The sequence below is a fragment of the Kribbella shirazensis genome, assembly GCF_011761605.1.
Classification (GTDB): domain Bacteria; phylum Actinomycetota; class Actinomycetes; order Propionibacteriales; family Kribbellaceae; genus Kribbella; species Kribbella shirazensis.
The window spans coordinates 1,107,849-1,131,450 of the sequence record NZ_JAASRO010000001.1 but is presented as its reverse complement, the minus strand read 5'-3'; the positions used below and the strand labels follow the sequence as shown (position 1 = coordinate 1,131,450).

18 protein-coding genes are annotated in these 23,602 nt (G+C 69.7%); 11 read left to right on the top strand and 7 right to left on the bottom strand.

The annotated features are described in order from the left end of the window. Window positions 1–134: 134 nt before the first annotated feature. Window positions 135–1,607, bottom strand: coding sequence for a cysteine--tRNA ligase (gene cysS / locus BJY22_RS05475; protein WP_167204069.1), 1,473 nt, complete (start codon window positions 1,605–1,607; stop codon window positions 135–137). 347 nt (window positions 1,608–1,954) lie between these two features. Here cysS and BJY22_RS05470 point away from each other — a divergent pair, with 347 nt between their 5' ends. Next, window positions 1,955–3,076 (top strand): endonuclease, encoded by a 1,122-nt coding sequence (locus tag BJY22_RS05470; protein WP_337758232.1) that lies wholly within the window; start codon window positions 1,955–1,957, stop codon window positions 3,074–3,076. Window positions 3,077–3,082: 6 nt separating this feature from the next. Here the strand turns inward: BJY22_RS05470 and BJY22_RS05465 are convergent, their stop codons facing one another. Further along, entirely contained in the window at window positions 3,083–5,707 is a 2,625-nt protein-coding gene (locus BJY22_RS05465; protein ID WP_167204068.1) for a hypothetical protein, read from the bottom strand. Between the two features lie 182 nt (window positions 5,708–5,889). Here BJY22_RS05465 and BJY22_RS05460 point away from each other — a divergent pair, with 182 nt between their 5' ends. From BJY22_RS05460 to BJY22_RS05445, 4 genes are all read left to right on the top strand, one after another. After that, window positions 5,890–6,945 (top strand): hypothetical protein, encoded by a 1,056-nt coding sequence (locus tag BJY22_RS05460; RefSeq protein WP_167204067.1) that lies wholly within the window; start codon window positions 5,890–5,892, stop codon window positions 6,943–6,945. Between the two features lie 2 nt (window positions 6,946–6,947). Continuing rightward, complete coding sequence (locus BJY22_RS05455) at window positions 6,948–7,991, top strand: hypothetical protein (protein WP_167204066.1); 1,044 nt, start codon at window positions 6,948–6,950, stop codon at window positions 7,989–7,991. After that, complete coding sequence (locus BJY22_RS05450) at window positions 7,991–9,034, top strand: hypothetical protein (protein ID WP_167204065.1); 1,044 nt, start codon at window positions 7,991–7,993, stop codon at window positions 9,032–9,034. The genes BJY22_RS05455 and BJY22_RS05450 overlap by 1 nt, the downstream gene beginning before the upstream one ends. 73 nt (window positions 9,035–9,107) lie before the next feature. After that, window positions 9,108–9,926 (top strand): siderophore-interacting protein, encoded by an 819-nt coding sequence (locus BJY22_RS05445; RefSeq protein WP_167204064.1) that lies wholly within the window; start codon window positions 9,108–9,110, stop codon window positions 9,924–9,926. 113 nt (window positions 9,927–10,039) lie between these two features. Here the strand turns inward: BJY22_RS05445 and BJY22_RS05440 are convergent, their stop codons facing one another. Together BJY22_RS05440 and BJY22_RS40965 are read right to left on the bottom strand one after the other, a co-directional pair. Next, the gene (locus BJY22_RS05440) at window positions 10,040–11,053 is read right to left on the bottom strand and encodes a helix-turn-helix domain-containing protein (protein ID WP_167204063.1); all 1,014 of its coding nucleotides are present in this window, start codon (window positions 11,051–11,053) and stop codon (window positions 10,040–10,042) included. Continuing rightward, window positions 11,050–12,015 (bottom strand): helix-turn-helix transcriptional regulator, encoded by a 966-nt coding sequence (locus BJY22_RS40965; RefSeq protein WP_202891001.1) that lies wholly within the window; start codon window positions 12,013–12,015, stop codon window positions 11,050–11,052. The genes BJY22_RS05440 and BJY22_RS40965 overlap by 4 nt, the downstream gene beginning before the upstream one ends. Window positions 12,016–12,166: 151 nt before the next feature. Between BJY22_RS40965 and BJY22_RS05430 the strand changes: the two genes are divergently transcribed. Beyond that, window positions 12,167–16,159 carry a S8 family serine peptidase gene (locus BJY22_RS05430; protein ID WP_167204062.1) on the top strand — a complete coding sequence of 1,331 codons (3,993 nt, stop codon included), beginning with the start codon at window positions 12,167–12,169 and terminating at the stop codon, window positions 16,157–16,159. Window positions 16,160–16,282: 123 nt separating this feature from the next. On the opposite strand, the gene BJY22_RS05425 is transcribed toward BJY22_RS05430, so the two are convergent. From BJY22_RS05425 to BJY22_RS05415, 3 genes are read right to left on the bottom strand one after another with little or no spacing between them, the layout of a single operon-like run. After that, window positions 16,283–17,002 (bottom strand): PrsW family intramembrane metalloprotease, encoded by a 720-nt coding sequence (locus BJY22_RS05425; protein ID WP_238350291.1) that lies wholly within the window; start codon window positions 17,000–17,002, stop codon window positions 16,283–16,285. A 35-nt stretch (window positions 17,003–17,037) separates the two neighbouring features. Further along, on the bottom strand, window positions 17,038–17,817 hold the full coding sequence (locus tag BJY22_RS05420) for a Fic/DOC family protein (RefSeq protein WP_167204060.1): 780 nt from the start codon (window positions 17,815–17,817) through the stop codon (window positions 17,038–17,040). Between the two features lie 10 nt (window positions 17,818–17,827). Beyond that, complete coding sequence (locus tag BJY22_RS05415; protein ID WP_167204059.1) at window positions 17,828–18,061, bottom strand: antitoxin VbhA family protein; 234 nt, start codon at window positions 18,059–18,061, stop codon at window positions 17,828–17,830. Window positions 18,062–18,140: 79 nt separating this feature from the next. Here BJY22_RS05415 and BJY22_RS05410 point away from each other — a divergent pair, with 79 nt between their 5' ends. The 5 genes from BJY22_RS05410 (at window position 18,141) to BJY22_RS05390 (ending at window position 23,546) form a co-directional block, all read left to right on the top strand. Next, entirely contained in the window at window positions 18,141–19,040 is a 900-nt protein-coding gene (locus BJY22_RS05410) for an aminoglycoside phosphotransferase family protein (RefSeq protein ID WP_420371413.1), read from the top strand. 12 nt (window positions 19,041–19,052) lie between these two features. Beyond that, window positions 19,053–19,511: a group II truncated hemoglobin gene (locus tag BJY22_RS05405; protein WP_167204057.1), complete on the top strand. Its 459-nt coding sequence runs from the start codon at window positions 19,053–19,055 to the stop codon at window positions 19,509–19,511. 77 nt (window positions 19,512–19,588) lie between these two features. Continuing rightward, window positions 19,589–20,644 carry a betaine/proline/choline family ABC transporter ATP-binding protein gene (locus tag BJY22_RS05400; protein ID WP_167204056.1) on the top strand — a complete coding sequence of 352 codons (1,056 nt, stop codon included), beginning with the start codon at window positions 19,589–19,591 and terminating at the stop codon, window positions 20,642–20,644. Further along, window positions 20,644–22,596 (top strand): ABC transporter permease, encoded by a 1,953-nt coding sequence (locus BJY22_RS05395; RefSeq protein WP_167204055.1) that lies wholly within the window; start codon window positions 20,644–20,646, stop codon window positions 22,594–22,596. The genes BJY22_RS05400 and BJY22_RS05395 overlap by 1 nt, the downstream gene beginning before the upstream one ends. Beyond that, window positions 22,593–23,546: a glycine betaine ABC transporter substrate-binding protein gene (locus BJY22_RS05390; RefSeq protein WP_167204054.1), complete on the top strand. Its 954-nt coding sequence runs from the start codon at window positions 22,593–22,595 to the stop codon at window positions 23,544–23,546. The genes BJY22_RS05395 and BJY22_RS05390 overlap by 4 nt, the downstream gene beginning before the upstream one ends. Window positions 23,547–23,602 lie beyond the last annotated feature (56 nt).

Sequence of the window (23,602 nt, the reverse complement as noted above, 5' to 3'; positions counted from 1 at the left end):
GAGGCTTGGGGCAGGCGCACCTCTTCTTCCGACAGAGTTTGCAATCACGTCACGGGAATCCGCCCTGTCCATCACTGCCGTCCCTGCGACATGGCGCAAGCACGCCATCTAGGACGTGTCTCGCCGCACGCTGATCAGCCGGCGCGTGTCCACGTCGGGCCGTCGGCCGTGTCCGTGACCTGGATGCCCAGCTCGGTCAGCTCGGCGCGGATCGCGTCCGCGCGGGACCAGTCCCGAGCAGCCCGCGCCGCCTCGCGATCCGCGACCAGTCGCTCGACGGCGGCCTCGTCGACCTCCGGCCGCCCGGTCGTGGCCGGTTCGACGTCCGCGGGCCCGAGGTTGCCGAACGGCAGGCCGAGTACGGCGGCACTCGCAGCCACCACCGCCCGCTGCCCCTGCTCGGACAGCTTCGGGTCCCGCAACGCGTCCTGAAGCACCGCGAGCGCCCGCGGCGTGTTGAGGTCCGCGCTGATCGCGTCGTCGATCTGGTCGATGGCCGCCACGGCTGCGCTGTCGTCACCGGCGAGAGCGCGCGCCTCCGCCGCGGTCGTCACGGACGGCAGCTGACCGAGTGCCGCCGTACGCCGGACCAACCGGCGCAGCGCGGACTGGGCCCCGTCGAGCCCGGCCGTCGTGAACTCCAGCTGGGAGCGGTAGTGACCGCCGAGCAGGAACAACCGGTAGGCGAGCGGGTGGAACCCCTGGTCGGCCAGCTCGCCGACGGTCAGGACGTGACCGGCGGACTTCGAGATCTTCGCCGAACCGAGCTGCAGGAACTCGTTGTGCAGCCAGAACTTCACCCACGGCTGCCCGTCCCCGAGGTACGCCTCGCTCTGGGCGATCTCGTTGACGTGGTGCAACTGCCGGTGATCCACACCGCCGGTGTGGATGTCGAAGTGCTCGCCGAGCAGCAGCATGCTCATCACGGAGCACTCCAGGTGCCAGCCCGGTGCGCCCCAGCCCCACGGCGAGTTCCAGCGCATCGCGCGCAACTGGCCGGGTGCCTCCGCGCGCCACAGCGCGAAGTCGGTCTTCTGCCGCCGGCCGGGCACCTCCTCGACACGGGCGCCCTCGAGCTGACCGCCGGCGTCGATCAGGCCCAGTTGCCCGTACGCCGGATCCTTCGACGTGTCGAAGTACAGCCCGGACTCGATCTCGTAGGTGAACCCGCGCTCGGCCAGCCGTTCCGCGAACCGGATCATCTGGTCGACGTACTGCGTGGCGCGCGGGTAGTGGTGTGCGGGCAGGATGTTCAGCGCGGCGAGGTCGGCGAAGAACGCCTCGGTGTACATCGCCGCGATCTCCTCGACGGACCGGCGTTCCCGCGCCGCCGCGACCTCGAGCTTGTCCTCGCCGAGCTCGGCCTCGGCGACCGCGTGGCCGACGTCGGTGATGTTGATGACGTGCTCGACCTGCAGGCCCTTCCAGAGCAGCGCGCGGCGCAGGGTGTCGGCGAACGTGTAGGCGCGCAGGTTGCCGATGTGCGCGTAGCTGTAGACCGTCGGACCACAGCTGTACAGCCGCACGACGCCGTCGCCGGCCGGCGTGAAGTCCTGCACGCGGCGTCCGAGTGAGTTGAACAGTCGCAACGGCCTCGTCACGGTCACCGCGCGATGCTAGCAACAGGTCTGCAGCGTGAGATGTCTCCGCCGAACCGTGGACAAGCCGTGGCGAAATGAGTACGGTCCGTAACGGCGTCCGCCCAACGTCGACCAGTCGGTGAGGTGCCGCCCGCCAGTGGTGCCTCGCTGGTAGGTGGGCAGAGCAGGCTGCGGCGGTCCGTCACGGCCTGATGGGGGCCCACTTGCCCAGGTGGGGTGCTGAAGGACACTCACTCGTTCAGCACCCCACCGGTTCAACTCTTCACCCGGTGTTCGCGGGCCGGATGTTCGACGGTCCGGCAACCTGGGCAGACTGACCTGCGTCCGGTCCCCAACCGCCCCTGGGAGTCACCGTGTCCCGACTCTTCCGTCCGGCGCTGCTCGTCACCGCCGTACTGGCACTCTTCGGTTTCGGCATCACCCCGTCGAACGCCGCCACCTCCATCACGGTCGCCACCGCGATCGGCCGCCAGGACGGTTCGACCGCGTCGGTCACCGGCTACGTGGTCGGTCAGCCGACCGCGACCACCACCGTTGTCCGCAGCAACTTCCCGAACGACTACGCGCTGGCGCTCGCCGACTCGGCGTCGCAGACCAGTACGTCGTCGATGCTGTACGTCCAGATCCCGTCCGCGTTCCGCGCGTCGTACGGCCTGCAGAGCAACCCGAGCCTGCTCGGCAAGCAGATCACCGTCACCGGCGCGCTGACGGCGTACTTCTCGCACCCAGGCCTGAAGAACGCGACCTCGTTCACCGGCGGTGGCGGCTCCACGGACCCGGATCCCGACCCGGGTGACTACTACGCCGGCACCGAGGGCAAGACCGGGGCCGCGTTGAAGTCCGCGCTGCACACGATCATCTCGAACCAGACCAAGCTGAGCTACGACCAGGTCTGGAACGCGCTGAAGGTCACCGACCAGGACCCGAACAACACCGCCAACGTCATCGAGATCTACTCCGGCCGCTCGATCAGCAAGAGCCTGAACGGCGGCGACGCCGACGACTGGAACCGTGAGCACGTCTGGGCCAAGTCCCACGGCGACTTCGGGACCGCGACCGGCCCGGGCACCGACATCCACCACCTGCGTCCCGAGGACGTGACGGTCAACTCGGCCCGCGGCAACCTCGACTTCGACAACGGCGGTACGTCGGTCGCGCAATGCTCGGGCTGTACCGCGGACTCGGACTCGTTCGCCCCGCGGGCAGCCGTGCGTGGTGACGTCGCGCGGATGATCTTCTACATGGCCGTCCGGTACGAGGGCGACGACGGGTTCGCGAATCTGGAGCTGAACGACTCGGTCGGCAACGGCTCCGCGCCGTACATCGGGAAGCTCTCGGTGCTGAAGGCCTGGGCCGCGGCCGACCCGCCGGACGCCTTCGAGAAGAACCGCAACGAGGTCATCTACAGCCAGTTCCAGCACAACCGGAACCCGTTCATCGACCACCCTGAGTGGGTCAGCTCGATCTGGCCCTGAGTCAGGTCAGCGACCGGCCTGGAGGTCCCGGCTCGTCACGGCGGGGCGGGCCTCTGGGGCCCGCTCACCGGTCGCGGTGAGCTGGGCCGGCTGGGTGGAGGGTTTCGCGAGGCCGGGGTGGGCGATCCCGGACCGGGCGGCGGTGACGCCGAGGCGGGTCTGCACCCAGTTCTGGAAGCCGGGGTCGGCGACCCGGATCTGGTGCCCCGTGCGGGTGAGCAGACCGCGGGACACCAGCTTCTGGGCCGCGCTGTCGAGATCCCAGCGGGACCGGCCGGTGGCCTCGGAGCGGGCCGGGATCGGCATCCCCTGGGCGCCGTGCGAGGCGGTCCTCGCGAGCAGGTCCTTCTCCGTGGGCGAGCAGTTGTACCACGCGGCGTCGTACAGCGCCCGCGACCGGACGTTCAGCCCCTCGGTCGCGGTCGTGGCGATCGCGGCGGTGATGTCCCGGTCCGGGCCGGCGAGCTCGAGCGCGGCGCTGGTCAGTGTGCGCAGCCGGCTCGGGTTGCCGTTGGCGGCGTTCACCAGGTGGTCGACCGCCTCCGGGTCGCACCGGATCCCGGCCTCCTGCAGGGGTCGCGTGAGCGCCGGCCGCAGCTCGTCCGGGCTCAGCGGGGTGAGTCGGCGGACGTCGAACCGGGAGGCGTCCTTGGTCTCCATCCCGGCGTGGCCACCCGATGCCTCGAGCAAGCGGCTGGTGGCCTCCTCGCCGCCGGCCGCGATCAGGAACAGCGGCTGCCGGGCGCGGTGCAGGTGTGCCGAGAGTTCGGTCAGCGCGACCAGGTCGCTCTTCGACGCGGCGTCCAGGTTGTCGACCATCAGCAGGATCGGCTGCCGGCCCGACGTCGCCAGCTTGCCCAGGTGGTCGGCGACCTCGTTCAGCGTCCTGCCGACGGAGTCCTTGGCGATGCCCTCCCACGAGGTGTGCAGGCCGAGCTTCGGCCCCGGCGCGATCCCGAGCCGGACCTGGGCGGTGTTCATCGAGTTCCTGGTCCGGATCGCCATCCGGTTGAGCAGGTGTTTCAGCTCCCTGACCTCGCCGGCCGAGTACCGCTCCCGGAACGTCCCCAGCTGTCCCTGGAGCGACCGGATGACGCGGGCCTCCAGCGACTCGCGGCGGGACGCGTCCAGCCGGATCGCGATCCAGCCGTGCTGGTCGGCCAGCGCTTTCGTGCGGGTCAGCTCATGGCTGGTGCCCATGCCGGGTGGGCCGGTGAACAGCACCGACGTCGCCTGCGGCAGCCGCTGGTCGAGGGAGATCGGCCGGCCCTGGTCGTCCTTGCGGTCGAGTTGGTGCACGAGCTTGAGCGACGTACCGAGGACCTGGTTCACCGGAGCCCGGTTGCCGATCGGGTGCACCGGTGCGAGCCCAGCCTGCGGGCTGCCGACGGCCTGCTCGATCGCCGGCCCGGCCGGCGCCGCCGGGGTCTGTCCCAGGTAGTTGTTGAGCCAGTCCCGGAACCCCTGGTCCGGGATGGTCACCACGCGGCCGTCGTGTTCACGCAGCAGTCCGCGGGCCACCAGTTGCTGACGCGCCCGGTCGAGCTCTTGCCAATCACCGGGGGTGGCGGCCTGGGTCTCCTGCGGCATCGAGAGCCCGTTCGGGCCCTGTGCGGCGACGCGCGCGAGCAGGTCCTTCTGGGCGTGGCTCGTGCTCTTCTCGTCCCAGACGCTCTGGTAGATCTGTGCGGCGTCGGCGTTGACCCGGGCAATCGCCCTGACCGCTACGTCCGCGGTGATCCCGCGGTCCGGATCGCGGAGCGCGACGGCGGTCTGGCCGAGTTCCCGCAGCCGGGACGGGTGCCCGTTGACGGCGGTGAGCAGGTCGTCGATCGCGGCCTGCTCGTACCGGATGCCGGCCCGGTCGAGTGGCTCGGTCAGCGCCGGCCGGAGCTCGTCGTCGCTGAGCGGCCCGAGCTCGCGGATGTCGAACTGGTTGGTGATCGTGGTGGCGATGCCGGACATCCGGCGGGACGCCCGCATCAGGGCACTGGTCGACATCGCGCCGCCCGCCGCGACCAGCCACACGGGACGGTCGAGCTGCTCGATGTGGATCGCCAGCTCGTTCAGCCCGGCGCGGTCGTACTCCGACGCCTGGTCGATGTTGTCCATCAGCAGCAGGATCGGCTTGCCGTCGATCTCGGTCAGCTTGCCGAGCTCGTCGGCGATGTCGTTGAGTGTGGTGCCGAGGTTGTCGTACGCCGTCGTGTCCCACTCGTGCTTGTTGACCAGCTCGACCGGTGTGGGACCACCACCGAGCCGGTACTCGACGCCGACCCGGGTGTTGCGCCCGCTCCGGGTCAGGTCGCGGACCGTCTTGCTCAGCTTCCGGACCGGCCCGCGCCGGAACCGCTGCTGCAACTCGCCGAGGCTGTTCCGGACCGCGCCGGTGAGCTGGTGCTCGAGCGGGACGTTCGCGGACGCCGTCAGCCGGATCGCGGTCCAGCCGTGCCGCTGGGCCAGGTCCTCCGCGCGGTCGAGCTCCGAGCTCTTCCCCATGCCGGGCGGACCGGTGAACAGGATCGCCTTGCTCTCCGGCAGCACGTCGCCGAGCGAGATCGGGTTGCCGAGCCGGTCGGTCCGCGTCACGGAGTACGCCGGGTACCGGACGGTCCCGAACACCTGGCTCATTGCACCAAGGGTGCGGACCGTAGCCGTCCCCGACACGGGCGGTGAGTTACCTACCGGTTAACACTCGGCTCCCGGAAGTTGAATCCGTGCTGGTGGCAACTGGTCTACAGACAGCGGCCCGATCGCGCAGTTCTGAACCGAAACAGTTGGAAGCGGCCTGGACCGCTGTCACTCTCAGTCGTATGCGAATCAGACGAGTACTCGCGGCGCTCCTCGCCGTGCCCCTCACGGGGGCGGTGCTCGGTGGTGTGCCGGCCGCCCAGGCCGCCCCGGATCCGAACCTGACCATCTCGCAGGTCACCCTCGACCGTACGTCGGTCGCAGTGTCGGGCCTGAACACCTACCCGGTCAACGTCACCGTCAAGGGTGGCTACGACTCCGACGAGCCCGGCGACCAAGACCTGGTGCTGAACGTGATCCTCGCGCGCACCGGGGGCACCGGCCCGCGGTCGAGCATCGTCTCCGCGGCACTGAAGCGGACCGGCGGGACGCTCGAGAACGGCACCTGGACCGGTCGGCTGAACGTCGCCTCGACCGCGAACGGCACGTTCAAGGTCACCGGCGTGATGACCGGTCCGTACGGCGCTCCGGGCGGGGGGACCCCGGTCGACCCGACGCCGTACTCCGGCCAGACGATCAGGGTGAAGGGCTCGAACCTGCCGAGGATCACCGCGTCGGTGAACCCGCGGGTGGTGCCGTGGGGCAAGCCGTACTCGATCACCTGGGCGGTCACGAACACCGCGACCGGGAAGCCGTACGGCACCCGGATCCCGATCGGCCTCGGCGTCGACACGCCCTGCGCCGAGGGCGGCAGCCCGGTGTACCGCACCGGTACGAACGGCCTGATCACCAAGTCCTACACGGACGCCGACGGCGAGGCGATGAACTGCGCGCACATCTCCACGGACCCGTACTACATCGTCGGCCAGTGGCTGTTCGTGGCGCGGCCGGCGATCGTCTCCGCGGTGCCGTCGAAGACCAGCGTGCCGGTCGGAACGGTGGTGCCGGTCAACGGCTCGGTCTACCACGTGACCAGTAGTTGCCCTGTGCACCTGCAGCGGTTGTACGGCGCGTCGCAGTGGCGGACCGTCAGCTCCGCGAAGGTGCGGTCGTCCGGCCGCTTCACGGTCAACGCGCAACCGTCGTACCGCGGCCTGATTCCGTACCGCGTCTACTTCCCCACCTGCTTCAACGTCGTCGCCGGCTTCAGCAAGACCTTCTACATCCGAGGGACGTGAACATGAGACGAGTGCTCACCGCGCTGCTTGCGGTACCGATGCTGGGACTGGGTCTTGCGACCGGTGCGGTGGCGGCGCAGGCAGCCCCTGACCCGGACCTGAAGATCGACTCCATCACGCTGAACAAGACCAGTGTCGCGGTCAGCGGACTCAACACCGTGCCGGTCACCGTCACGGTCAAGGGGACGTACGACACCGGTACGCCCGAGGACTCCAAGACACCGGTGAACGTGATCCTCGAACGGACCGGCGGCACCGGCCAGCAGCGGACGCTGTTCTCCACCAACCTGCCGCGGCTGACCAACGGAACCTGGAGCGGGCCGCTGCTCGTCCCGTCGACGGCGAACGGCACGTTCAAGGTGACCGGCGTCCTGACCGGCCCGTTCTTCCCGGGCAGCGGCAGCATGACCGATCCGACGCCGTACGCCGGTCCGTCGCTCGCGGTCACCGGGACGCACCAGCCGAAGATCACCGCGTCGGTGTCGCCGAGGATCGTGCCGTTCGGCTCCGGGTTCTCGATCAAGTGGGCGGTCACCGACGCCCAGACCGCCAAGCCGTACGGCAGTCGGCTCCGCGTCGTCCTCGGCACCGACAACATCTGCGCCGAGTACTTCGGCCCGGGCTACACCCACCTCACCGACACCAACGGCACCGTGACGAAGGCCTACACGTCCGCCGACGCCGAGGCGGTCAACTGCCTGCTGCTGCCTGGCAACCCGGCGTCGATCGGCGGGCAGGGCCTCGTCGTGGCGCGACCGGGCATCGTGTCCGCGACGCCGTCGAAGACCAGCGCTCCGGTCGGCACGCTGGTGGCGGTCAACGGATCCGTGATGGGCTCCCCGTCGGCCTGCAAGGTCCAGTTGCAGCGCTTGTACGGCGCCTCGCAGTGGCGGACCGTCGGCACCGGCGCGATCCGGCAGTCCGGACGCTTCACGGTCTACGCGCAGCCGGCGTACAAGGGTCTGATCCCGTACCGCGTCTACTTCCCGAAGTGCTACAACTACCAGGCCGGCGTCAGCAAGGCCTTCTACATCAGGGGGATCTGATGACCATCAGGGGGTTTGTCGCCGCGTTGCTCGCGGCACCGCTGGCGCTGCTCGCCGCGCCGACGGCGGCGCAGGCAGCGCCGGATCCGGCGCTGACCATCGAGTCCGTGACGCTGAACAAGACCAGCGTCGCCGTCAGCGGACTGAACACGGTGCCAATCACGGTGACGGTGAAGGGGAAGTACGACACCGGCACACCTGAGGACTCGAAGACACCGGTCAACGTGATCCTCGAGCGCACCGGCGGTTCCGGCCAACTGTCGCAGCTGTTGTCCACCAATCTGGTCCGCAACGAGACGACCGGCACCTGGAGCGGACCGGTGAACGTCCCGTCGACGGCGAACGGCGCGTTCAAGGTCACCGGGGTGATGACGGGACCGTTCTTCCCGCCGAATCCGCCGATGAACGATCCGACGCCGTACGCCGGTCCGTCGATCACTGTCACCGGCACGCACCAGCCGAAGGTCACCGCACTGGTGACGCCGAAGGTGGTGCCGTTCAACCAGCCGTACACGATCAGGTGGGCGGTCAGCGACGCCCAGACCGGCAAGCCGTACGGCACCCGGATCCGGGTGGAGCTGGGCACCGACAGCAGCTGCGTCGAGTACTTCGGTCCGGGCTACACGAACCTGACCGACACCAACGGCGTCGTGACGAAGGCGTACCCGGGAGTGTCGCGGATGCCCATCACCTGCCTGCTGCTCCCGGGCACACCTGACGCGATCGGGTGGCTCTCGTTCGTCCCGGCACGGCCGGCCATCGTGTCCGCCGCGCCGTCGAAGAGCAGCGCCCCGGTCGGCACGGTCGTTCCGGTCAACGGGTCGGTGGTGGGCGCCCCGCTCGCCTGCCCGGTGCACCTGCAGCGGCTGTACGGCGCGTCGCAGTGGCGGACCGTCAGCTCGGGCGCGGTGCGGGAGTCCGGGCGGTTCACGCTCAGCGCGCAGCCGGCGTACCGGGGCCTGATCCCCTACCGTGCCTACTTCCCGGCCTGCCGGAACTACGTGGCGGGCGCCAGCAAGGCGTTCTACATCCGCGGAACCTGAGGCCTCCTTGCGGCGGGTGGGTTAGGCTTACTTAGGTAATCCTTACCTGCCCGCCCGAGAGGACCGTGGTCGCGTGACCAGCCCCGCACCCCGCCGCAATCGCGTCTGCAAGCGCGCCGTCGTCCGCCGGACCGAGCGGATCACCCCGCACATGGTCCGCGTCGTGTTCACCTCCGACGACTTCGCCGACAACAGTTTCGCCGACCACTACGTGAAGCTGCTGTTCTGCAAGGACGGCGTGGAGTACCCCGAGCCGCTGGACATGGGCGTGGTGCGGGAGACGTACCCGGCCGAGCAGTGGCCGACCATGCGGACCTACACCGTCCGCAACTGGGACGAGGCGGCGCGCGAGCTGACGATCGACTTCGTCCACCACGGTGACGAAGGGGTCGCCGGACCGTGGGCGGCCGCGGCGCAGCCGGGCGATGTCCTGTGGTTCAACGGTCCCGGCGGTGCGTACTCGCCGGACGAGGCGGCCGACTGGCACCTGCTGGTGGGTGACGAGAGCGCATTGCCGGCGATCGGTTCGGCGGTCGAGCAGTTGGCGCCGGGTGCCCGGGCGACGGTCCTCGTCGAGGTGGCGGACGAGACCGAGGAGCAGAAGTTCGGCGGCTCGGGCGACGTCGACGTGCAGTGGTTCCACCGCGCGACCGCCGAGGGTGAGCGTGGCGACGGCCTCGTCGCGGCCGTGGAGGCGCTCGACTTCCCGGACGGTACGCCGCACGTGTTCGTGCACGGCGAGGCCGGCTTCGTGTTCCGGATCCGCAAGAACCTGTTCACCGACCGCGGACTCTCCCGCGACCGCGTCTCGCTGTCCGGCTACTGGCGACTCGGCAAGAACGAGGACGGCTGGCAGGCGGAGAAGGCCGAAACCGCCCGCCAGGAACGCTGACCTGGTGAGAGAGGAGCGGAGACCGCTTCGTGCCGGTTGCCTGTTGCCGCTTCGGCGGGAATCTCCTGGTCGTGGCACCCGGCCATCTCGAGCGGCGGCGACCGCGGCGACACTCAACCATCACCGCGGTGCGTATCACCGGCCGCAGCGCCGCCGGTGCCTTCGGTGGCGCTCGCCCGCTGCTGCCGGAACGCTGCCTGAACGCCGGCCTGGAACCGGGTGTGGGCGCCGAGATCGGTCATCAGAGCCGCGATCCGGCGCTGCATGGTGCGGTAGCCGACGCCGATCTGGCGGGCGATGGCCTCGTCGGTGAGCCCGGACAGCAGCATCACCACCAGCCGGTCGTCGTCGATGTCGGTCACCCGCTGAGTGGTGGCGGCCGGGGTACGGGCGGTGGGCAGGTGCAGCGGCACGGCCCGGTCCCACAGCGCGTCGAACAGCTTGGCCAGCGCGTCGAGCAGGATCGGCGCGTGGACGACGATCGCAGCCTGCTCACCGTCCGGGCCCGGCGGCAACGGCAGGATCGCCCGCCGGTCGTCGGCGAGGTACAGCTTCATCGGCAGGCCGGGCAGCACGCGGGCCTGCTGCCCGGCGCGGGTCATCGCCTCGATCTCACGCAAGCCACCGCTCTCCTCCACCGCGGCCCGGTCGTAGACGCACCGGTACCGCACACCGGCGGCGAGCAGTTCCCGGTCGGTGTCGGCGGTGTCCTCGGCCTGGCCGTACGGCGGGATGTCGAAACAGCACAGCTCGCGCCGGGCGCTGCGCAGGACCTGGGTGACCGCCAGCCGGACCGCGTGGTGGCCGCTGACCACCTCCACCAGATGCGCGTTCGCCCCGGCGCGGGCGGCACGGTGGAGATCGGCGAGGTGCTGGATCTGGGCGTGGGCGCGATCGAGTGCGGCCTCCTGGCCGTCGAGCAGGCCGGCGACCACATCGGGGGACGCCGCGGTGTACCGGGCGCCAGGCAGTTCACTCGCCAGCGCGATCGCCACCAGCCGCTCGAGCACCGGAGGCAGGCGTCCGGGGCCGGACCAAGCGGCGGTGAGCTCGGTCAGGGTGCCGCCGGGGTGCTCCAACAACAGTTCGTAGGCGAGTTCCTCGGCCGCGCCGATCGGTTCGGTCACCCGGCGCTCCGTTCGGCCGCGGTCAGCCAGCCGCGCTGGACCGCCTGGTAGCCGGCCTGGAACCGGGTGGTGGCGCCGAGCCGGGCGAACAGTTGCTGCTGGCGGCGGCGGACGGTACTGACGTGGCAGCCGAGCTGATCGGCGATGGCCTGGTCGGTCAGGCCGGCCATCAGCAGGGTGAGCAGGTCCCGTTCGGGCTTCGTCGGCCGGTCGGCGTCGGGCGGCAACTGTGCGACGCCCAGGTCCAGCGGTACCGCCCGGTCGAAGTAGCTCTCGAACAGCGCCACCAGCGCGGCCACCAGGGCGGGGTCGCGCACCAGCAACGCACTGTCCAGCACGGTGGGCCGACGCTGCAGCGGCACCATCCCGGTCCGGCGATCGCTCAGCACGAGTTTCATCGGCACCTCGCCGACCCGGAGTTGCTCCCCGGTGGCCACCGTGGCGGCGGCGATGGCGAGCCGGCCGGGGATCGCGACGCTTTCCGGGGCATGCAGGGTGCGAATCCGAACCCCGGGTCGCAGGTCGCCTGGGTTGTCGCTGAACCGAACGGACTTGACGTAGGGCGGTGTGTCGCAGATCAGCACCTCCCGCTCGGCAGTTCGCAACAGGCGGTTGAACCAGCCGCGGACCTCCTGCGGGCCGTCGATCACCTCGACGAGCTCGGCGCCGCTGGCGGTGGTGGTGTGGTGGAACCGGTCGGCCAGCCGGGCGATCCGGAGCCGGAACTCGTGCAGTTCCCGCCGGCGGGCGGCGATCTCGGGTTCGAACGCGGCCTGCGGGGAGACCACGATCCACCGGGTGGCGTCCCCGGAGAGGTGGGCCACCAGCCCTCGTTCCGCGAGCCGCGCGAACGTCGCCGTACCGGCCAGCTCGGCCGGCACCGTGGGACCGGCCGCCACCAGCGACCGGTAGAGGGCGTACTCCTCCGCGGTCAGATCGAGTACTTGTACGTCGTCGCTCATGTCCCCAGACCTGTCGCGGACTGCTCACTTCACGCCAATGGCGAGCAGTGAGCTGGCGTGACTCTTCCATGGCCGGCGGCGGATTGCCAGGCTTCGGACAGACGTCCCGCCCCTTGGACGTCGCCTTTGCTCAGCCCGGGAGGACCCCCGTATGCCCAGTCTGATCCGGCGATCACGACGTCGCGCGGCCGCACGAGGCCTGGCCGTCGCCGTCGCCCTCGCCACCATCGGCGTCGTGCCACCCGCCGACGCGTCGGTGCCGCCGTCCACCGCGACCACCCCACCCGCTACGCCGGCTCCGCAGACCGCGCCGGTGCTGGAAACGACGGTCACGCTGCTGACCGGTCATCAGGTCGAGTACCGCGAGGACGCCGGTGGTCGGCGTACGGCGACGGTGCTGAACTCGCCGCCAGGATCGGAATCGATCCGGTCGTTCACCGACGACACCGGGGTGTACGTGATCCCGGACTCCGCGGAGGGCCTGATCGCCGCCGGTGTGCTGGACCAAGGGCTGTTCGACGTGCAGTACCTGGCCCGTAACGGGTACGCCGACGACCGGGCGAAGGCGATACCGGTGATCGTGAGCTACGGCTTCGGCGCCTCCGCCAGGGCGCGGTCCGCGGTGGCGGCGCTGCCGGGCGCGACGACGAAACGGGACCTGCACTCGATCTCCGGCGCCGGTGTCAGCATCGACAAGGCTTCCTCGGCCGCCTTCTGGTCGGCGCTCAGCCGCCCCGCCGCCGGTGCCTCGTCGCGTGGGTCGTTGAGCGCCGGGATCACCAAGGTGTGGCTGGACCGCCCCGTGCAGGCCTCGCTGTCCGAGAGCGTGCCGCTGATCGGTGCCCCGCAGGCCTGGGCGGCCGGGTACGACGGCACCGGGGTGAAGGTCGCCGTCCTCGACACCGGCGTCGACCCCGGCCATCCCGACCTCCAGGGCAAGGTGGTGACGTCGAAGAGCTTCATCGCCGGTCAGGAGGTCACCGACGGCCACGGTCACGGCACCCACGTCGCCAGCACCATCGCCGGCAGCGGAGCCGGATCGAGCGGCAGCCGGAAAGGTGTCGCCCCCGGTGCCGAGTTGATGATCGGCAAGGTGCTCGCGAACAACGGCACAGGCCCCACATCCGGGGTGATCGACGGTATGGAATGGGCGGCCACGAACGGCGCCGACATCGTCAGCATGAGCCTGGGCAGCAGCACCCCGACCGACGGCACAGACCCGTCCAGCCAGGCTGTGAACCGGCTGACCGCCGAAACCGGCACGCTGTTCGTGATCGCCGCCGGCAACGTGGGCAAGGCGCACAGCGTGGGCTCACCCGGCGCCGCTGACGCGGCGTTGACGGTGGCGGCGACCGACAAGAGCGACGGCCTGGCGTCGTTCTCCAGTCGCGGCCCGCGGGTCGAGGACGAGGCGCTGAAGCCGGACATCGCCGCGCCAGGTGTCGGGATCGTCGCCGCCCGCGCCGCCGGGACCAGCATGGGCGCACCGGTCGACGATCTGTACACCTCGGCGAACGGCACGTCGATGGCGACCCCGCACGTCGCTGGTGCCGCCGCCGTCCTCGCCCAGCAACACCCGGACTGGACCGCCGCCCAGCTCAAGCCGGCGCTGACCAGCACCAGCCAGGACGCCGGTCACACGGTCTACGAACAGGGTGCCGGTCGGCTCGACCTCGCGCGCGCCGTGCGGCAGCAGGTCACCACCACGACCGTCAACCTCGACTACGGCGCGGTGTCGCCGAACGTCCACCCGACCCTGGACAGGACGGTCAGCTACACCAACCCGACCGGTGAACCGGTCACCCTGACCCTGACGCCGACACTGCGCAAGGTCGGCGGTGACGACGTCAGCAGTGCGCTCACCACCTCCGCGGCGACCGTCACCGTTCCGGCCGGCGGAACCGCCGAGATCACCGCGTCGGTCGACGCCGCAGCCCTCGACAACGGCAGCTACACCGGATCGGTCGTCGCCACCTCCGACACCGGAACCCGAATCACCGTCCCGGTCGGCTTGGTCCGCAAACCTCCGTCACGTCAAATCACCGTCCGCATCATGGGGCGACCGGGCGAACCGCTCGAAACCAGCCCGAACGCGGTCCGGTGCACCTTCATCGGTCTGGACGAGGAGAACAGCGCGCTAAAGGGGGGCTTCTCGCTGGCGCCCTCCGGCCCCAACGTGCTCGAGGCAACGGTCCGGGTGCAGGACGGCGCGTACAACTTCGGCTGTCCGGGGGTGGACTGGAGCGTCAAGGGAAGCTTGCGGGCCTCGGCATACCTGGAGGAACCGCAGTTCCAGGTTACCGGCGACACCACCATCGAGTACGACCTGGCCACCGATCTCATCCCGATCCCCGACATCAAGACGTCGAAACCCAGCGAAGTCGTCCACAGCGTCATCAGCAGCCAGTACACGACCTCAACCGGTGTGGCCTACTCGAACTCCTGGATGAGCGCCACCGGCAGTGGGTACGGATGGCGCCTGTTCACCGTGCCCAGCAAGACCACAGCCACGCTCGGCGACTACAAGTTCTTCTACGAACAGCTCCGCGGCGCACCGGAAGCCACCACCACCGTGCACGGCAACGGCACGATCCGGCTGAACCCGCAGTACCTGAACGACGATGAAACGGTCTACTACCCGCAACCCGGGCCGCTGCCGCGGATCCCGAAGTTCGAGACCGATCAACGGCTCCGGCTCGCCACCACCGCGGACCTGACCGCCGGACGGGACGTCCGCGGCAAACTCGTCGTGCTGGAGACCAGCCCGGTCCTCGACATGAAGACCGAGTACCAGCCCGTCATCGACCAGGCCGCCGAGGCCGGTGCGGCGGGCATCCTCCACCACATCACCGGCTTCGACGACGTCCACGGATCCGAGTACGGCAGGATTCCCCCGGCCGCGTTCCTCGACCTGAAACTGCCGTTCCTGTGGATCGACGGCGTGCAGTGGGAGCAGGTCGCCAAGGTCATCGACGGCGCCAAGAACCCCTACGTGGAGATCGCCGCCCAGGTCACCAGCCCGTACGAGTACAAGCTGCGGCCGCACTACTACGACAAGAAGATCCCCAGCAAGCTGGTGACGAAGTACGACGACCGTGAACTGGTGCGAGTCGACAGCGAACAGCACAGCCAACTGCCGGCGTCGAGCGACCGTCCGACCATGTCCGAGACGAACTACACCTGGGGTCCGAAGGACAACGCGGCCATCGGCCAGGCCCACTACTACGGCGTGCCGATCAACCGGACCGAGTACTACAACGTCACCGGACCCCAGGTCACCTGGGACCGCCGGTACATGCAGATGAATCCGGACGACGGCAAGTACCGCAGCATCCGCACCGGATTCACCGGGTTCTTCGAGCCGGGCAGACGGGTAGAGAAGCTCACCCAGGCACCGTTCGTCCTCGGCCAGCCCGACTACGGCTACGCCCTTGACGAGCGACTCGCCGGCTTCTGTTTCATGTGCCGCCAGGACAACGTCTTCTTCATCAATCAGGCGAATGTGTCCGCGGCGAACCCGGCAGTGCAGGGACTGGACGCCATCAGCAAACCCATGGAGGCATCGCTGTACCGTAACGGCGTAAAGCTTCCGTCCCTGTCGGTTGGCACCTACCACCAGTTCACGCTGCCACCCGAGAAGAGCACGTACCAACTCAAGACCGTGGCCTACAACAACTTCACCGGCCAACGCCTGGCGCAACGGGTCGCGACCGACTGGACGTTCCAGTCCGAGCGCGCCACCACCGGTTCGGTCGAGACACCGATCGTCTGTGTCTCCGACTACGCCGGTCTCGCCGACGGCCCGTGTGACTGGCAGCCGCTGATCCAGCTCAGTCACGACTTCGACCTCGGGCTCGACGACACCACCCGCGCCGGCCTGGTCTACCGGTTCGACGTCACCCCCCGCCACGTCGTACCGAACGCACCCAGGATCGTCGGGGTCAAGACCTGGGTCTCCTTCGACGACGGCAAGACCTGGGTCACGGCGCACGTGAACAAGGAGCGCCACGGCAGCTGGCAGGTCCAGGTCATGCACCCGAAACTGGCGGACACCACAGGTGCGGTCACGGTCCGCACCGAGGCGTGGGACTCCGTCGGGAACCGGGTCAGCCAGCAGATCGACCGGGCGTACGGGCTGACCTGAAACTCGCCTTCCGCTAGTCGTCGACAGGTCTCACCCGCCGCGCAACCCGCGCGGCGGGCGAGACCCGGGTGGCCGCCCCAGGGTGACCCGCCACCGCTTCAGGAAGTCGTCGTGCTGAGAGCTCTACCGTTCGCGGCGGACTGTCAGTACGTCGATGGGGGTGCCGGCCTGGTTCGTCGGGAGGACCCAGTCCTCGCCGTCGGCCTGCAGGATGACGGCGGGGCCTTGGCTGCCGACGGCGTGGGTTACGGCGATCGGGAACTTGAGGCGTTCCGAGCCGCTCAGCGAGAACTCGTACGTGCCGGTGATCGCGGTCAGCGGGTAGGTGCGGAACTGGTGCTCGGAGCGCGGGACCGGGTGGGACTGGATCGTGACCGAGTCCGCGCCGACCAGGACGGCGGCGAGCGGGACGCCGCGGAGCCGGAAGACCAGTTCGTACGGCGTACCGGCCAGCTCGGGGACGAACGGGACGAGCAGCGCGCGGTCGGCGGCGCGGGCGAGCGCGAGACCGGCGACGACGCCGACGATCAGCCCGGGCAGCGCGAGGATCGCCGGCCACCACACCCCGACCGCCAATGGGAAGAGCGTCACGGTCAGGCCGGCCAGACCGCCGAACAACCCGGCGACACCCAGCCACCAGCGCGGCTGGTACCGGTGCCGCCGGCGCAGTACGAATCCGATCGCCAGCATCGCCACAGGTACGACGCAGCCGATCCACGCGGCCGCCGTACCTGTCGCCGCGATCAACGCCACGACCACGAGCAACGCCACCGGGATCCCCAGGTACGTCGCCGCCACGATCCGCTGCACCCGCCGATGCCTGCTCTCCACGGCAGAACCCAAGCACATCCTTGCCGCAGCACCTACCGGCGACCCGCTCAGCTCCGCTCGGTGGACTGCCCGGGGCGACTCCGGGACGTGCCTCGGCGGGTGGTCTCGCCGGTACTCCGGGACTGCGTGGTCCGGGCAGGTGTCTCCCGGGGATCGAGCCCGGCGACCCGCCGAGCCTCCTTCAGCTCCGCCGGGATCATCGTCCTGGTCGGTCCGCCGGGTCGCGGCTCGGCGATCGCCTTGAACACCGGCTCGAGCGCCTCGGGCACCGGCTCGTACTTGCCGAGGTCCGGCGCGGTCAGCATCGACCGCTGGTTCCACGCCTGCGGCGACACCTTGCTGAAGTCGAGACTGTACGGCGAGAGCTCGGAGACGTGCTGCATGAACATCTTGGCGGCGCGCCCGTTGCCCTCCCGGAACGGATGGGCCTGGTTCACGTACGCGTACACCTTCGCCGCGTGCTCCCCGAACTGCTCCCGGTCCATCGACGCCCAGTCGGCCGACTCGATCAGTTCCGCGGCGTCGGCCAGGTAGCGGTCGATCTGGCCGGGCGGCGCGAACCCGCCCGGTCCGCCCTTGTACAGCTCGGTCTCCCGGGTCTTGCCGGCCCAGTCGTAGACGTCCTGGAAGAGGTGCGCGTGGAGCGCGTGCAGATGCTGAGCGTCGTAGGTCCTGGGGACGTCCGCCTCGCCGGACTCCAGTTCGCGCTGGCGATCCGCCGCGGCCGCGTACTCCAAACCCTTCAGGGTGTCCGGGTCGCGCTCGTCGAACTTGTTCCGCAGCGTGTTCTGGTCGGGCGGCGGGTAGGCGTACGGGTCCTGTGCCATCGCGGCCGGCTCAGCCCTGGTCCGCTGCGCGCCGGCGGGCGGCGGCGTGGGCGCGGCGCAGGTACTCGTCCTTGTCGATGACGCCGCGGGCGCGGTCGGCGAGATTCTCGACGTCCTCGCGGTTCGGCTCCCAGCCCTCGTGCCAGGCGTTGGCGAGCGACTGCAGAACGGCACGTCGCTGCACGTCGTCGAGCGGGGCGAGAAGCTCGGGCCAGCGCTGCTCGACGTCCAGCTCCTCGGCCATGGCCCAGCCCCTCTCGTGTGCGGTCGACTCCGCGTCCATCCTAGGAAAGCGGAGGCGCATCCCGCTGCGAACACCTACTGTGCGGGAGGTGATCGAGATTCCCGCGAAGCTGATCCGGAATCACAGCGCGACAGCGCCCGCCTGGCTGGACGGGCTGCCCGCGGCGGTCGAGCGGTACGTCGACGAGTGGCAGCTGACCGTCTCCGGTGAACCGTTGAGCGGTGAGGCTTCGCTGATCCTCCCCGTCGTACGGCGGGACGGAACCGCGGCGATGCTCAAGCTGCAGAGCGTCAACGAGGAGTCCGAGAGCGAGGCACTCGCCCTACGGACCTGGCACCACGACGACGTCGTCGAGGTACTCGAGGACGACCCGGAGACGTCGACGCTCCTCCTGGAACGACTCGAATCCCGCAGCCTCGATGACATGCCGGATCACGTCGAGGCGACGCGCATCCTCGCGGAGCTGTTGGGTCGGCTGAGCGCCGTGCCGGCGCCGGCCGGGATCCGTCGGCTCGCGGACGTCGCGGCCGGCATGCTGGAGGACGCGCCCCGGCTGATACCCCGGCTCGTCGATCCGGCCGAACGGGCGCTGACCTGGCGCCTCGTCGCACAGGTGACCGAGCTGCTGCCGGAACCCGGCGACCGACTGTTGCACTGGGACCTGCACTACTACAACGTGCTCGCGGCGAAGAGGCAGCCTTGGCTGGCGATCGACCCGAAGCCGCTGGCCGGCGACCCGGCGTTCGAGCTCATGCCGGCTGTGTGGAACCGGTGGGACGACCTGGTCGCGACCGGAGACCTCTCGCGCGCGATCCGCGACCGGTTCGACCTCATGCTCGATGTGACCGGCATCGCCCGGGACCGCGCCCTCGGATGGACGGCGGGCCGGATCCTGCAGAACATCCTGTGGTTCACCGAGGACGGCGATACCCGGATCGAGGACGAGTTGGCGGTGGTGGCCGATGCCCTCTATCGATGATTACATGATTACATGACGACTCCCACGCTGTACGAATGGGCCGGCGGGCACGAGGCGCTGCGCCGGCTGACCGAGGTCTTCTACGACCGGGTGCTCGAGGATCCGGTCCTCGCGCCGGTCTTCGCGCACATGAGCGAGAACCACCGCGAGCACGTCGCGCTCTGGCTGGGTGAGGTGTTCCGCGGGCACAGCCGCTACACCGACGAACTCGGCGGCTACCCCGCGATGCTCTCGCACCACCTCAACCTCGGACTGACCGAGGAACAGCGCGCACGTTGGGCAGCACTCATCGCCGCCAGCGCGGATCCCGCCGGCCTGCCCGACGACCCGGAGTTCCGCTCCGCCTTCGTCGCGTACGTCGAATGGGGCACCCGAATCGCCCTCGCCAACTCCCAGCCGGGCGCGACGCCACCGCCCAAGGCTCCGGTCCCGCACTGGGGCTGGGGCGAGGCCCCGCCGTACCAACCCTGACACGCGTCGGGGGCCTCGTGGTTGGGTAGAGTCCCGGTTCACGTTGTGTCCGTCGGCGGGGATGCGAGGGTTTACCTGTGACCGCTCAGCTCGAGTACCCCGACGTCCAGGATTCCGACGCGCTGCTGTCCGTCGAGGGGCTGTGGAAAGTGTTCGGCCCGAAGGCGCAGCGGGTCCCGCACCGGCCGGACCTCGCCGCGCTCGATCGCGCGGCGCTGCACGCCAAGACCGGCTGTACGGCGGCCGTTCGTGACCTGAGCTTCGACGTGGCGCCCGGTGAGGTGTTCGTCGTCATGGGCCTGTCCGGCTCGGGCAAGTCCACGCTGGTCCGGTGCCTGACGCGGCTGATCGAGCCGACGGCCGGGCGGCTGGTCTTCGAGGGCGAGGACCTGCGGGCGGCCGACGAGAAGCGGCTGCGCGCCCTGCGGCGGAGCAAGTTCTCGATGGTGTTCCAGCACTTCGGCCTGCTCCCGCACCGCAAGGTGATCGACAACGTCTCGTACGGCCTGGAGGTCCGGGGCGAGAGCAAGCCCGACCGGCGCCGCCGTGCCCAGGAGGTCATCGACCTGGTCGGCCTGTCCGGCAACGAGCACCTGTACCCCGAGCAGCTCTCCGGCGGCATGCAGCAGCGGGTCGGCCTGGCGCGGGCGCTCGCGAACGACCCCGACGTACTGCTGTTCGACGAGCCCTTCTCCGCGCTCGACCCGCTGATCCGGCGCGAGATGCAGACCGAGGTCGTGCGGCTGCACCGCGAGGTCGGCAAGACGATGGTGTTCATCACCCACGACCTGTCCGAGGCGCTGAAGCTCGGCGACCGGATCCTGCTGATGCGCGACGGCGCCGCGGTCCAGCTCGGCACCGGCGACGAGCTCGTCGGCGCGCCGGCCGACGACTACGTGCGCGAGTTCGTCCGCGACGTACCGCGGGCCGACGTCCTCACCCTGCGCTGGATCGCCCGTGACGCGCGCCCGGACGAGCCGCTGGACGGGCCGGAGCTCGGTCCCGACGTGCTCGTCCGCGAGGCGACGCGGCTCGTGCTCGAGTCCGACCGCCCGGTCAAGGTCGTGGACCGCGGCACGCTGCTCGGGGTCATCGGCGACGAGGAGATCCTCGCCGTTGTCGCGGACGCCTGATGGCCGCCATCACGAGTGACGTGGAGGTCGAGGTACGGCGACCCCGGCGCGCCGTCGTCGTCGGCGTCCTGATCGTCGTCTGGGTCGCGGCGTACTTCGTCCTGCGCGGCATCGACACGCTCGTCCTCGGCGGCCAGGAGACGACCGCGCCGCATCGCTGGCTGACCGATCACCGCGACGACATCGGTCAGGGCAACGTGTTCTTCGACGCGATCAGGGTCGCCGTCGACCACTTCGTCGTCCTGCTGCAGAACCTCGTCGCGCAGCCGGCGTACGACCGGCCGGTCCCGGTGATCGGCTGGCTCGGCGTGGTCGCGATCTCGGCGTACTGCGCCTGGGCGTTCGGCAACTGGAAGGTCGCCGTACTGACCGCCGCGGGGCTCGGCTTCGTCGGGTTGCAGGGGCTGTGGCAGGAGAGCATGGACACGCTCGCGCTGACCATCGGTGCCGTGCTGCTGTCGCTCGTGGTCGCGATCCCGCTCGGGATCTGGGCCGGGCTGTCCGACCGCGCCTTCAAGGTCGCCACGCTCGTTCTCGACCTGATGCAGACGCTGCCGACGTTCGTCTACCTGGCGCCGCTGACGCTGTTCTTCGCGATCGGGCCGGCCGCGGCGACGATCGCCACCCTGATCTACGCGGCGCCGCCGGCGGTCCGGCTGACCGCGCACGCGATCCGCTCGGTGCCGCCGGAGAGCGTCGAAGCGTCCCGGTCGCTCGGCTCGACCCGGGGTCAGACGCTGGTCAAGGTCCTGCTGCCGATGTCCCGGTCGACCGTGGTCGTCGGGATCAACCAGACGATCATGGCCGCGCTCTCGATGGTGACGGTGGCCGCGCTGATCGACGCGCCCGGCCTCGGCCAGACCGTGCTGAAGGCGCTACAGACGCTCGACGTCGGCGTCGCGTTCAACGCCGGGCTGGCGATCGTCGTTCTGGCGATCGTCCTCGACCGGGTCACGACCGCGGCCGGTGACCGGCCCTGGCGGACGGCGAGCCTGCGCCGGAAGGTGCTGCTCGGGGCCGGAGGGCTCGGGGTGCTCGTCGCCGTGTGGTTCTCGCGCACCTATGTGTGGGCCGCCGAGTTCCCGTCCGACGTCACCGTGGGCTCTCGGATCGCGGTGATCGCGACCGACGTGACGAACTGGGTCCAGGACGTGTTCGGCGGGTTCACGTACGGTGTGCGCGACGTGGTGACGGTGGCGCTGCTCAACCCGCTCGAAGCTTTGCTGACCGGGTCGCCGTGGTGGCTCGTCAGTACGGTCGTGGTCGCGCTGGCCGCCGTACTCGGAGGCTGGCGTGGTGCCGCTCCGGCCGCGGTCTGCTTGGTGTTGCTGGTCGCGACCGGGGTGTGGCACGACAGCATGGTCACGCTCGCGTCGACGCTGCTCGCGACGGTCGTCGTGGTGGTCGTCGGGCTCACGCTCGGCGTCTGGGCCGGGCGCAACCACCGGGTCGACACCTGGATCCGTCCGGTGCTGGACGCGGGGCAGACGATGCCGCCGTTCGTGTACCTGGTGCCGTTCCTGGCGTTGTTCGGGACCAGCCGGTTCACCGCGATCGCGGCGGCGGTGGTGTTCGCCGTACCGGTGACCACGAAGATCGTTGCCGATGGCATCAGGGCGGTCCCGGTCGCGACCGTGGAGGCGGCGAACTCGGTCGGCTCGAGCAGTTGGCAGGTGATCAGCAAGGTGCAGCTGCCGGTGGCGCGGCGGGCGATCACGCTCGCGGTCAACCAGGGGCTGATCTATGTGTTGTCGATGGTCGTGGTCGGCGGGCTGGTCGGCGCGGGCGCCTTGGGGTACGACGTGGCGGCCGGCTTCGCGCAGAGCGAGCTGTACGGCAAGGGGCTGGCCGCGGGGCTGGCGATCGTGCTGCTGGGTGTCATGCTCGACCGGGTGACGCAGGCGGCGGCTCGCCGTACACAGGATTTCCCAACAAGAGGAGACAAGCGGTGAAGAGACTCCGGTACGCCGGTGTGCTGACGGCGGTCGCGCTGGCGCTCGCGGGATGCGGTGGGGAGAAGGTCGGCTCCCAGGAGCAGCCGGCCGGTGGGAAGGAGTGCGGCTCGTTCAACCTGACCGTGAGCCCGTGGGTCGGGTACGAGGCGAACGCGGCCGTGGTGGCGTACGTCGCGACCAAGGACCTCGGCTGCAAGGTGGTGAAGAAGAACCTCAAGGAGGAGATCGCCTGGCAGGGCTTCGCCACCGGAGAGGTGGACGTGAACCTGGAGAACTGGGGCCACGAGGACCTGAAGAAGAAGTACATCGAGACCGACAAGGTCGCGGTCGCGGCCGGGTCCACCGGGGTCAAGGGCGTGATCGGCTGGTACGTGCCGCCGTGGATGGCCGAGAAGTACCCGGACATCACCGACTGGAAGAACCTGAACAAGTACGCCGGGTTGTTCAAGACGTCGGAGTCCGGCGGCAAGGGGCAGCTGCTCGACGGCGACCCGTCGTACGTGACGAACGACGAGGCGCTGGTGAAGAACCTGAACCTGAACTACAAGGTCGTGCAGAGCGGCAGCGAGACCGCGCTGATCCAGGCGTTCCGGGACGCGGAGAAGAACAAGAAGCCGCTGCTCGCGTACTTCTACGAGCCGCAGTGGTTCTTCAACGAGATCAAGCTGGTCAAGGTCAACCTCCCCGCGTACAAGGCCGGCTGCGACGCCGACCCCGCGAAGGTCGCCTGCGACTACCCGCCGTACGACCTGGACAAGATCGTCTCGAAGAAGTTCGCCGACTCGGGCAGCCCCGCGTACGACCTGGTCAAGAACTTCCAGTGGACCAACGAGGACCAGAACGCCGTCGCCCGCATGATCGCCGTCGACAAACTCACCCCCGACCAGGCCGCCGAGAAATGGGTCAAGGACAACCAATCCAAGGTAGACACCTGGCTCGGCAAGTAACCGTCCGCACACTCTTGGTGCCGAGCTTAGCACGCGGCTCGGTACAAACTGTTTGT

Excerpts from the sequence above, each read along its gene's own strand:
- BJY22_RS40965 (WP_202891001.1), bottom strand. The coding sequence starts at position 12,015 with ATGAGCGACGACGTACAAGTACTCGATCTGACCGCGGAGGAGTACGCC.
- BJY22_RS05415 (WP_167204059.1), bottom strand. The coding sequence starts at position 18,061 with ATGGCCGAGGAGCTGGACGTCGAGCAGCGCTGGCCCGAGCTTCTCGCC.
- BJY22_RS05460 (WP_167204067.1), top strand. The coding sequence starts at position 5,890 with ATGCGAATCAGACGAGTACTCGCGGCGCTCCTCGCCGTGCCCCTCACG.
- BJY22_RS05395 (WP_167204055.1), top strand. The coding sequence starts at position 20,644 with ATGGCCGCCATCACGAGTGACGTGGAGGTCGAGGTACGGCGACCCCGG.
- BJY22_RS05430 (WP_167204062.1), top strand. The coding sequence starts at position 12,167 with ATGCCCAGTCTGATCCGGCGATCACGACGTCGCGCGGCCGCACGAGGC.
- BJY22_RS05450 (WP_167204065.1), top strand. The coding sequence starts at position 7,991 with ATGACCATCAGGGGGTTTGTCGCCGCGTTGCTCGCGGCACCGCTGGCG.
- BJY22_RS05455 (WP_167204066.1), top strand. The coding sequence starts at position 6,948 with ATGAGACGAGTGCTCACCGCGCTGCTTGCGGTACCGATGCTGGGACTG.
- BJY22_RS05420 (WP_167204060.1), bottom strand. The coding sequence starts at position 17,817 with ATGGCACAGGACCCGTACGCCTACCCGCCGCCCGACCAGAACACGCTG.
- BJY22_RS05465 (WP_167204068.1), bottom strand. The coding sequence starts at position 5,707 with ATGAGCCAGGTGTTCGGGACCGTCCGGTACCCGGCGTACTCCGTGACG.
- BJY22_RS05405 (WP_167204057.1), top strand. The coding sequence starts at position 19,053 with ATGACGACTCCCACGCTGTACGAATGGGCCGGCGGGCACGAGGCGCTG.